Origin of the sequence: Kitasatospora sp. NPDC086791, from assembly GCF_040685975.1 — a bacterium.
Classification (GTDB): domain Bacteria; phylum Actinomycetota; class Actinomycetes; order Streptomycetales; family Streptomycetaceae; genus Kitasatospora.
This window is the reverse complement of the sequence record NZ_JBFBOC010000057.1, coordinates 1-11,264: the sequence shown is the minus strand read 5'-3', so window position 1 is coordinate 11,264 and position 11,264 is coordinate 1. Positions and strand designations below refer to the sequence as shown.

At 70.8% G+C, this 11,264-nt stretch carries 3 protein-coding genes; 2 read left to right on the top strand and 1 reads right to left on the bottom strand.

Annotation, left to right across the window (positions count from 1 at the left end; genetic code table 11):
- Window positions 1-2,441 precede the first annotated feature (2,441 nt).
- Window positions 2,442-3,677 carry a replication-relaxation family protein gene (locus tag AB0Q99_RS33960; RefSeq protein ID WP_363578072.1) on the bottom strand — a complete coding sequence of 412 codons (1,236 nt, stop codon included), beginning with the start codon at window positions 3,675-3,677 and terminating at the stop codon, window positions 2,442-2,444.
- A gap of 1,006 nt (window positions 3,678-4,683) precedes the next feature.
- On the opposite strand from AB0Q99_RS33960, the gene AB0Q99_RS33955 reads away from it, so the two are divergent.
- The gene (locus AB0Q99_RS33955) at window positions 4,684-6,483 is read left to right on the top strand and encodes a trypsin-like serine protease (protein ID WP_363578070.1); all 1,800 of its coding nucleotides are present in this window, start codon (window positions 4,684-4,686) and stop codon (window positions 6,481-6,483) included.
- Between the two features lie 183 nt (window positions 6,484-6,666).
- Window positions 6,667-10,119, top strand: a complete 3,453-nt coding sequence (locus tag AB0Q99_RS33950) for an ALF repeat-containing protein (RefSeq protein WP_363578068.1) — start codon at window positions 6,667-6,669, stop codon at window positions 10,117-10,119.
- Window positions 10,120-11,264 lie beyond the last annotated feature (1,145 nt).

The following is an 11,264-nucleotide window of genomic DNA, read 5'->3' as shown; positions in this document are numbered from 1 at the left end:
GAGATCCCCCGTCCGGGCCCCGCCCAGCTGGCCCGCATGGTCGCCGCCCACCGCCCCGGCCCGGCTGCCGTCCCCGCCGGGGTCTGCGCCTCGGCGGGCGGTGGGTGGCTGGGGGGAATTCGCCGGTGGCGAATTCGTTGGCGCGGCACGCGCCGTCGGGGCGGGCGTCGGGCGTCGCTGCGCTCCGCCATTCCCGGGGCATTGCCCCGGGCCTGCGGCCCGTCAATCGGTCGGCTTTCCAGATTTCTTGGGCTGGCCTTTTCACGGCCCTACGGGCAGGTTTGCTGGCCGCGCTTTCCGGGCTGCGCCCGGGGGGTGGGCGTTGACGATGTGACGCGGAATTCGGGTAGCGGCCCATCCCTCCGACCGGACGGGGTGCCGGCCCGGGCCTGCGGCGCCGGGCGTTGACGATGTGTCGCGAACTTCGGGTATCAGCCACAACCTCACCCTCCCGGCCCATCCGGTGACCGGCCCTGCCGCCTGGTTGCCGGGCTGACGGCCCATCCGCCTCCCTCGGGGCGGGGCCTGCGGCCCCGGAGGGCAACCCCCGGCCGCCGGTCCGGACGGGTGGCCCTCCGGCCCCCTGGCGGGCCCTCACGGACCCCCTGCGCGCCGGCCCCTGACGGAACCTCAACCGCACAATCCGAACCCGCATCCGGCAGCGTTTCCCGGAACGCCGTACAGCACTATCCTACCCGCCCGCGAGGGAGCACGAACCGCGAATACGAACCCTCACACCGACGGCTCTCACCGGATCACCTTCCGACATTTCAAAGGTGGACCATGAATGCAACCCGAAGCCATTCTCACGGAGAAATCGAAAGGGTTCCGAGGCGCAGCGGCGGGAAAGTGAATTCAGGCACGCCGAAAAGGGGCCTACGGCCCTCACGGCCGACACGGCACCCGCCGTTTCTGAGCCTCCCGGAAATCCCGCGAGACGCCCCCGGAACAATTCCACCGGCAACGGCACCAAATCGAACACCACCCGGTGCCGGGCCCGACCGAACCGAGCCCGGCGGCGGCCCGACGGCCGACCGGACAGCGACCGGAGCAGCGACGGACAGCGGCCCGGACGCACCCGGCGGCCTGGCAACCCATCAACAGGCCGACCACACCCCGAACGTCACCACCCGACCCGGTCACTTCGGTCACTGACCCCCGCTCCCACCAGCACAAACACCAGTGACCAAACCACCAGACCCCCAGACAGCACCCCCACCGCCAGGCACAGCAGGACGGCCTGGCGGCCGACCAGGACGGCGACCAGGACGGGCGCAGCAGGGCGCGGCACCAGGCAGCGCGGGCCGGGGGCACCGGGAAGGAGTCGAGGCCGGCGGACCGGCGCAGCCCGGCGCAACACGAAGTGCAACACGCCCGCCCCGGGCCCCTCCCGGCCACATAACGCCTGGTCAGACCCGCAACACAGCCCCGTGTTGCACCCCCGCGTTGCACCCGCCACCCAGCCACCGAGCACCACCACCAGGAGAAGGCCGGCCCCAACCAGCGGCCCGCCGCCCCGCCACCGCCCGGCCACCCCGGACAGCGCCCCCGGAACGGCCAGCGCCTGGCGGTCGCCGGCCTCCGGGACACCAGCCCCGCCCCGCGGCTGTCGCGGGTGCTGTCGCGCCCAGACCACACACAGGGGAAACCGAGTATCCGCCCACGTCACACCACACGACACCACCCCACCGCGACAGGCAACGCGACAGCAGGCGCGACAACCCACCAACTACTCTCCCCAGCCGCCACCAGAGCAGCCTCCACGGCGGCCTGACGGCCACCCAGCCGTCCAGCGAAGGGCGCAGCGGCGGGCACGGCCCGGACGGCGGCCCCAGGACGGCGGGACGGCGCGGCCGAGCCGGGCACAGCGGGACGGCCTGGCGGCCGACCAAGACGACGACCGGGCCCAGCAGCGGGTTGCGGCGCCCGGACGGCGGACCGGGCGCCGGGCAGGCGGCGAGCCGCCAAGGCCGACGGCCCGCACGGCAGCCACCGAGCAGGGGTGCAGTGGCCCGGACGGCCCCGGACGGCGGCAGCAGGCACCCGGACGGGGCGCGGCCTGGCCGGCGGACCCGGGACGGCGGCGGCCGAGCAGGGGCGCAGCAGGCCCGGACGACGCCGAACCCGACCCACACCAAACCGAACACCAACCCCCGCCACCGCAATTCCGACCCGAATTCAGACCACCACCGGCAACCAATCCGCCAAAACAACCGGGCGGAATACCCGGCGGAATTCACCCCCGAAAACACCGAAAACAGCCCACAACACCGGGCCCACCCCCGAGCAGGCCGACCCGACCCCCCGGACCCCACCCGCCACGACACACAGTCACCAAACCAGCCACCCGACACCACCCACCCGACACCCTCAACAGGCACAACCAAAGGTCCAGACAACCCCGCGAGAGAGACCAAAAACGGCCCACCACAACCAACAGGTCACACCCGACGGCCCCTCGCCGGGTAGAGCTTCGCGTGCAGCACCCGCTCCTCCCACCACGGATCGTCTGGAGTGGAGACCAGCGCGGCCACCAGCTCGCGCTTGGTCGGGACCGGCAGCTTCAGCGGGCCCAAGTCCTTTGCGGCGCGGGCCTGTACGCACTCGGGGCACTCCAGCCGGTCCGGCCGGGCCTTCTCCCGCAACTCCAGCTCCGAGCCCTCCTTCCCCCCGATCGAGCCCCGGCACGTCCAGCACGGGCGCAGCGCGGCGTTGGCCGTGCGGGCGGTCTCCAGCTGTTCTTCGGCCTCCCGTTCCAGGCGTTCCTCGCGGTCCTCGTGGCAGGTCCAGCAGCGGCCGCCGGGGCGGCGGGTCCACTCCATGCGGCAGCCGTCGGGGCCGTAGTGCCAGGTGCTCTCCTCCTCGGGAACGTCGCCACAGTCGGCGCAGGCGAGGGTGCGCATCCACTCTCGGTGCTCCTGGCGGGCCTTCTTCTCTCGGGCCTTCTGGCGCTGGTTGTAGGCGGCGCGGTTGTTCGGGTTCTCCAGCGCGTCGAGCAGGGAGTGCCGGCCGGGGCGGCCGTAGCGCCACCAGACGGGGCCGAAGGGGCCGTGCTCGGCCAGCAGCTCCAGCGTGGTCGCGACGATGGGCACGGCGTCGTCGTACTCGCGCCACCCGTCGCCGTCGTTGTCGTCCTGGGGCACTGTCCACCACTGCCCGCGCCAGCAGTCGGCGGACAGGTCCGCCACAGCCTCCTGGCGGTTGGCCAGCGCGACGGGTCCGGCGCCGGTGACGACCAGGGCGACGGGCGGGTACCCGGGCCGGGTGTGGCCGGGCCAGGTGCGGCGCCACCAGTGCACCGTCCGGTCGGCCGGCTCCCGGTCGGCGAGGGCCGGGTCGTTGTCGCGGACCTTGGTGCGGAACAGCTCGCGGTACCGGGGGAACTTCGCGGCGACGTCGGCCGGCGTCATGGTCGAGCGATCGACCTCGACCATCAGCACCGGCACCCCGATCTCCGGGGCCTGCCACACACCGTCCGGGCGCACCTTGCGCTTGCCGCCCGGCAGCAGGAACTCGGTCTCGGTCGACCAGGACCGCACCGTGCCCACCCCGCCCGCGGCCCCGGGCGCGCTGCCGCCGAGGACGAACGCGGCGATCGTCTCGTTGACCGCCATCGCGTGCTGGGCACCGGAGCGGCCCGCGCCCCGGGCCGTGGAGCCCATCTCCGAGCGGACCATCCCGAGCACGGCGCCGGCCGCGTCCAGCCCGGCCGTTCCCTCCAGCCGCCACGTCTTGTGCCGGTCCCGGGTATTGCCATCAGAGACGACCAGGCCGTGCGGGGATGGCCCGGGGGCTGGACAGCGCGAAAGGCACGGCGGGACGCGGTTCTCGTGCGCTGGGGCTGTCTCAGAAGGACGGGTGTCGGGGTCTCCGTCGCCGCGGGGCCAAGAAGAGCTGGTGTCAGGGGTTCCGGTCGTCATCACCGGGCCGGGCAAGGCCGGCGGTGTCGTGGCCCCACGCGGTCAGGGCGTCAAGGGCCTGCCAGCGGCGCCACCGTGTCCCAGACGAGCAGGAGGCGACGGGCGTACCAAGACGGCCGCGCTGCTCGGCCTCCGGGGCTGACGGTGGCGTCGGTGCGACGGTACCTCCGCCGGGACAGGCCGGGCGAGACGGGACAGTCGCACCACAGACGGAATCCGAAGAAGAGGCCGATGCATTGCCAACTCGCCCGGATCGTACGCTGGCACACTTCACGTCAGCGGCCGCCGGTACCGGGCCACGACCGTCCTGACGGGAGTGGCGGTTCTTCGTTCACTCTGGAACGACGGGTACCTGCGGACACTCGGCCAGATTCCGTGGACGGATCACTGAGGCGCCGTTTCCCGTGCTGCGCTCCTGGTTCTCCGATGGTTCTCCGGCTGGCTCCTCTTTTATCGGTCGATCGCCTCCTGGACGGATTTTCCATTGAGATTCGCGCCGCCCAAATTTGGAACAACGAGAAACGTCTCACACACAAGTGGCGCCGTCGTCGCGGTGACGGCTATGGCCACCGTGGCCGCTTGGAGCCTGGTTCCGACGTCGACCGCCGCGGCCGCAGAGCCGCCCGCCGCTTCCCCGCGCCCCGCTGTGGAGTCGTTCGGGTATCCCAACGCCGGACAAGTCCTCGCGGACACCGGGGCAACGGTGGTCCGAGGGGACGGCGGTATCACCGTGACGGACTGCGCGAGGCCCAGTCAGATCAAGGTGTGGGCCCGTAGCATCACCCTCCACGACAACTGGCTCTGCTTCGCCGCCCCCACCGGCACTGGCTACCTGGCCGTCAACATCCCCGACGCATACCGGGTCCAGACCTTCGGGCGCGATGTCAGAGCAAGTCTCACCGGCAAGGACCAGTCCCAGACCATCGATGTGCCGAGGAACACCGCCAAGGGCTTCGGCGAGGCCTCCCCGTCCGGGGACCCCGCCACGCTCCTCGAACTGCGGGTCACCGGCACCGGATCCACCCCCGCAGCCTCCCAGCCCACTGACCCCGCGAGCGCGTTCACCGCCAGGATCACCGTCGGCGACACCAAACGCGCCTGCACCGGAACCCTGGTCGACCCGTACTGGGTGCTCACCGCCGCATCCTGCTTCACCGACACCCCCGACGATCTGTCCACCGTCACGACCGGTGCCCCGAAGGACAGGACCACCGCCGTCATCGGTCGAACTGACCTCTCCAACACCGCCGTCGGGGCCCAGGTCGACGTCGTCGAGCTGGTACCGCGCCATGACCGCGACCTCGTCATGGCCCGCCTCGCCTCGCCGGTCAGGAACGTGGCACCGCTGGCACTCTCCTCCACGACGCCCACGGCCGGCGAGAGCCTGCGCGTATCCGGCTACGGCCGCACCGCCACCGAATGGGTGCCCGGCAAGCTCCACACCACCGCCCACACCACCGGCGCCGTCGGCCCCACCAGTGTCGACACCGCGCCAGCCCCCGGGCAGACCCCGTTGTGCCAGGGCGACGCCGGAGCGCCGCTGGTGCGCGACAACGGCGGCAAGACGGAACTCGCCGCCCTCACCGCCCGCTCCTGGCAGGGCGGCTGCCTCGGTACCCCCTCGACCGAGACCCGCACCGGCGCCACCGCCACCCGCGTCGACGACCTCGGCCCCTGGATCAAGGACCTGAGCTACCGCACGGCCGAGGTCAAGGCCGGCCTGCACGCGCAGATCGTCGGCGGCAACACCGGGCTGTGGGACACCGCCCTCGACCGCAAGGCGAACAGCTGGCTCGGCACGTGGTCGCCGATCGACAGCAGTGCGCTGACCGCGGTGGACAGCGTCTCGATCGGTGACACCGTGCACGTGTTCGTGGTCGGGGCTGGCCGGGTCTACACGAAGGACGGCAGGGTCGGCGGCGGGTGGACCCCGTGGACGGAGGTCCCCGGCGGCGCCGCCGGTGTCAAGGGCATCACCGCGACCGCCCGCGGCAACGCCGTCAGCCTGCAGATCATCGGTTCGGACGACACGGTGTGGGACGCCACTGGCGACTACGCCGGCGGCGGCTGGTCGGGCTGGACGAAGCTCGGAGACAACACCGCGAAGTACCTCAGCAGCGCCACCACCCCCGACAACACGGTCCACCTGTACTCCGTCGGCACCACCGGCAGGGTCTACACCCGCGACAAGCCAGCCAGTGGCACCTGGACCCCATGGGGCGAGATCCCCGGCGGCGCCGTCGGCGTCAACGGCATCACCGCCGCCGCCCGCGGCTACACCGTCGACCTGCAGATCATCGGCGGCCTCGGCGACCTGTTCACCACCTACGGCCACTACGACCGCGGCTACTGGGACCCGCAGTGGCAGAAGGTCAGCGACAACCACCTGAGCGCCATCTCCAGCAGCTCCGAGGGCAACGTCGTCCACCTCCTCGCCGTCAACGAGGACAGCAGGGTCTACAGCCGCGACGCCGACTACGACGCCGGCAAGTGGACGCCGTGGACCGAGGTCCCCGGGGGCGCCGTCGGCGTCACGGCCATCACCGCCACCACCACCGGGTGAGCGGGCGCACGCACCGCTTCCCGGGGGCCGGCCCGCCACGGCCGGCCTCCCGCACCCGCCCTGTGTGAGCGCGCGAACTCCTAACGCGTACGCGGACGCGTGGGCGTACGCGTACATGTGCGTCCACGCGCGCTGGGGCCGGGTTGTGACACGCCATTCGGTTACACGACACAGGAGAGGACCATGCGACCACCGCAGAAACGTTCGTCATGGACGGTCCTACCGACCATACGGGCAGCCTGCCAGTTCCTCGTTCCAGCAGCACTGATCACTTCGCTCGTCACGGCGCCACCCGCCGCGGCCGACAGCAGCCCCGCACCGACCGACCGGGCCCGGGTCCTGGACTTCTGGCAGTCCGGCGGCCCCGCCATCCGGGCCTCCGCCGAAGCCGCGCTGACCGGCACCGACGACCAGGTCCGCGCATTCCTCGCCACCGACCGGGCCAGCGCCGAGACGGTCGACGACCGGATGATCGCGCTGCAGCTCATCACCATCAGCGGGCGCGGCGTCCGGCAGGCCACCGAGAAGGCACTCGCCGGCACCCCCCAGGAACTCCACGCCTTCCTGAAGGACGGCTGGAAGGCACCCCTCGAGCAGGACCAACGGGTCCGCGCAGCCCAACTCGTCGAAACCGGCGGCAGGGGCGTCCAGAACGCCGGCAACGCCGCGCTGAACGGCACGATCGACGACCTGCGCCGCTTCCTGACCCAGGACCAGTACGTCCAGCAGGACGCGGACGACCGGGTCCGGGTCTCCCAGCTCGAAGCAAGCGGCGGACCCGCCACCCAGCAGGCAGCGACGCTCGCACTCAACGGCTCCATCGACGACATCCGCGAATTCCTCGCCGTCGGCCAGCACATCGCCCGGGCCCGGGACCAGGAACACGCCAGCATCGAACAGCTCGCCGCCCAGGCCAAGACCGCCGGGGCCGAGGCCAAGCAGGCCACCGAAGCCGCCAAGGAAGCCTCCGAGCGCGCCGTCAGCGCCGCCCGTCTCGCCAAGGAAGCCGCCGCCACCGCTGCCTCGGAAGCCGCCGCAGCCCAGAACGACTCTGCCCGGGCCGCCAACGCGGCCAACCGCGCGGCCGAGGCCACCCGGCGGGCGGCCGACGCCGCCAAGGCCGCCATCTCCGCCGCCCGGGCCGCCAACAGCGCCGCCCGCATCGCGGCCAACGCCGCCACCGCGGCCGCCAGCGCCGCCAACGGCGCGGCCCAGGCCGCCACCCGCGCCCAGAACGCAGCCGCCGGCGCCGCCACAAGCGCCGCGCTAGCCCCGGCCGCACGCAAGGCCGCCGAGGACGCAGGCGCGGCGGCCCGGATGGCCTGCGAGGTCGGCGACGCCGCCGACCAGGCCGCCAACGCCGCCGCATCCGCGGGGGCCGCAGCCGCGGCAGCCGTCGCCTCGATCGGCAACACCGAGGCCGCCGCGGGCTCCGCCGAACAGGCCAGCACCCTGGCTGACCAGGCCGGAGCCGCCTCAGCCGAGGCCCGCCAGGCCGCCGACTCCGCCCGGCGCAACGCCCGGGAAGCCAAACGGGCGAGCAACGCCGCGTCCGCACTCGCCGCCGAGGCAGCCACCGCGGCCCACGAGGCCCGCAACGCCGCCTACTCGGCCGCAGCCCACGCCACCAACGCGGCAGCCGCCGCCAAGAACGCCGCCGACCACGCAGGCGACGCCTCGACCGCGGCACAGCAGTCAACCGCGAGCGCGGCAGCGGCGAAACAGGCCGCCGACACCGCGACGGCCGCCGTCGACCAGGCCAAGAACATCCAGGCCCTCGCGCGCAGGAGCGAACAGGAAGAGGTCAACGCCCGCTCCGCCGCCGCCGTCGAACAGGCCCGCGACCTTCGGGCCGCAGACGACCTACGCAAGGCCTCAGCCACCCGGACGGCCGAAGACCTCAAGAAGCTCGACGCGGAAGCAGTGCGCGTCGCCGCCGAAGCCTCCCAGCCGCAGACCGACCGGGCCCTGGTGATCGCCGACGGCCGCAAGATGGCCGTCGCCGCCATGAAGACCAGCGGCTCCTGGAGCCGGGCCGCCGCACAGGCCGCACTGCGCGCGGACGACCAGGCCATGGTCGACTACGCCCGCACCGGATGGCAGGAGGCAGACCGCCAGGACGAGCGCGTTCATCTGCAGCACCTTGTCGACGACACCAAGCTCACAGCCCTGCATGACGCAGCACTGATAACCCTCAACGGTGATGCCGCACAGATCCATGCTTTCCTCCAGACGGGCCGGTACCGGGTCTGCGCCCCTGACTACCGCGTGCAGATCGCCAAGATCGGCGAGAGGGGCGGGCCAGGCGTCAAGACCGCTGCTAACGCCGCCCTCAACGCCGGTTCCGTCGAAGCCCTGGTCACGTTCCTCACCACCACCCAGTACACCGCCCAGGAGGCCGACGACCGCGTCCGTGCCACCCAACTCGCCGACACCGGCGGCGCGGAGGTGAAGCTCGCCGCGAACGCAGCACTTGAGGCACCGGCAACCGGCCTGAGGGCGTTCATCGAGATCGGCCAGTACCGGGCGCAGCGCAGGGACGACCTCACCGACACCCACGTCGCGCAGGTCCAGAACCTCATCGCCGGTGCCCAGCAGGTGGCCTCGCTCGCCCAACAGGACGCCGCGCTCGCGGGCCAGGTAGCGGCCACTGCCAGGCAGGCCGCCTCGGAAGCGGACAGCTACGCCAAGCAGGCCAAAGCCTCCGCCGACGCAGCGGCCGGCTACGCCAAGCAGGCCGCCGACTCGGCGAACAGCGCCGACGCCTCAGCCGCTCGGGCCGCCCAGTCCGCAGCAACCGCACGCACAGCAGCCGCAGATGCCAACAACGCAGCCGTACGCGCGGTCGAATCCAGTACAAGGGCACAGAATGCTGCGGCCACAGCCCGGACATCGGCCACGGAAGCGTGGACCGCAGCTGGCGAGGCCAAGGCTGTGGCCATTGCAGCGGGCAAAGACGCTGTGGCGGCAGGCATCGCGGCCCAGGCCGCATACTCGGCGGTCGTCGCCAAGCAGCAGGCCCAGGATGCGCGATGGCAGCAGATAGTCGAAGAGTGGCGCAAGAAGAACGCCCAAGAGGATCAGAACGCCGACGACGGATGGCTGCCGGATTGGCTGGACGACAGCTTTCACACGGCTGCCGCCTACACCGTCTCGGTCGTCACCACTCCCGACATCTGGATCGGAGCAGGTGAAACACTTCTCGGCGCCGTAGCCGCTACCGGGGGTGCAGCTGAGGCGGGCGGCGGAGCCGTGGCCTGCGTGAGCGGAGTCGGTTGCGTCGCGGGCGCGCCTGCCATTGTCATGGGTGGGGTGGTCGTGGTCGGCGGCGTCTACATCGCCGTCGATGGCCTCCAGCGATTCGATCAGGGGCTCCGGACTGCGCTAAGCGAAGCCCAGAAGTCCACCGGCCGTACCTCCGCAGGAGGACGCCCCGAACAGCGCGCCATGGACCTCGTCAAGGAGTATCCCGAGTACGGCAGGGAACTTCCGATCACGATGCGCGATCCGGAATGGCCTGCCAAGGACGGCTGGGTCAAGATGGAGCAGATCATCGACGATATCGAGATCCACTACGTGTACAACAAGCGGACGCGCCAAGCAGCCGACTACAAGTTCAAGGACCGCAGTGAGTGAGGGCTGGTACGACGGTATCGCAACGAGAACAGAGGCTATTGGATGAACACGGACCCCTCATCGGGTCAAGGTCCCTCTTCCGGACGGCTAGCCCCCGGGACTCGCGTGGTTGTACTCCGAGACACAGAATGGGACGGCCCATGGCAACGTGAGTTCGAGGGCACGATTGACGAATTCTGGGATGCCGAACCTGTCCTCCCTAGTCCCTTCGCTCTCAGGGACGAGCTGCTGTACTGGGTCGACTTCGATGAACCACAGTACGACTGTGACGGTTGCGGACCGTATCGCAAGGCCCAGATCCGGGGACGCTATCTGAGGGCACTTCCGCAGCCCTGACCTGCCATCCTGGCTGCCGGATCGGTCCCAACAGGACAGGTTCAAGTCTGGATCGCTGGAAGCCTGATAAAGATGTTGGGCCATGGCCTCACCACACGTGGTGGGGCCATGGCCGTTTCGGCAGTATTGGGGAGTGCCGGAGAGGCGAAGGCATCACGAAAGTGACACGCAGACGCCGGCTCCAGCCTCGTGGCCTCGACCTAGTCCAGCAGAACTTCGACGCTTTTCCTGCTCAGAGGCTGCGCGGGGTGATTGTAGTGGGCTGATACCCGGTCAGGGGTGGTCTTCGTCGGACCGCCCCTCGATCGTGTGCAGGCGGCGTTGGTAGTGGCAGCTGCGGGGCAGCCTCACGTCGTGATCAATGAGCCCGCAGCCGCGATCTGGGACGACGAACTCGAAGACCTCTTCCTCCGTGTCGGCCATCGTTTCAGCCGCGTGGAGCCAAGCCGGCGGACAAGATGCGACAGGTAGAGCCATGAGTTACATCATCTCGGTGTACAGGAAAAAGATGCCGATTTCCCTGATTCGGAGGCCGATGTCTCAGATCTGGGAGGAGAGTTCCTGGCTGAACTTTTCGGAAGCTCGCTCCGGGAGTTCTCCGACGTCCACCCGATTGCACAGGAGCAGGCCGAAACTATCAGCCGGAGATCCGGGATCACGTTCGACCTGACCACCTATGACTACTTTCTCGAGATCGTGGCCGATTAGCTCCACGGCCCCGAAACGGCAGCGGCCCGCCGGTCAGACCGGCGGGCGGCGGCCGGTTGGGGGGGGTGTGGAGAGCACACAACAGAAAAACACGAACACAC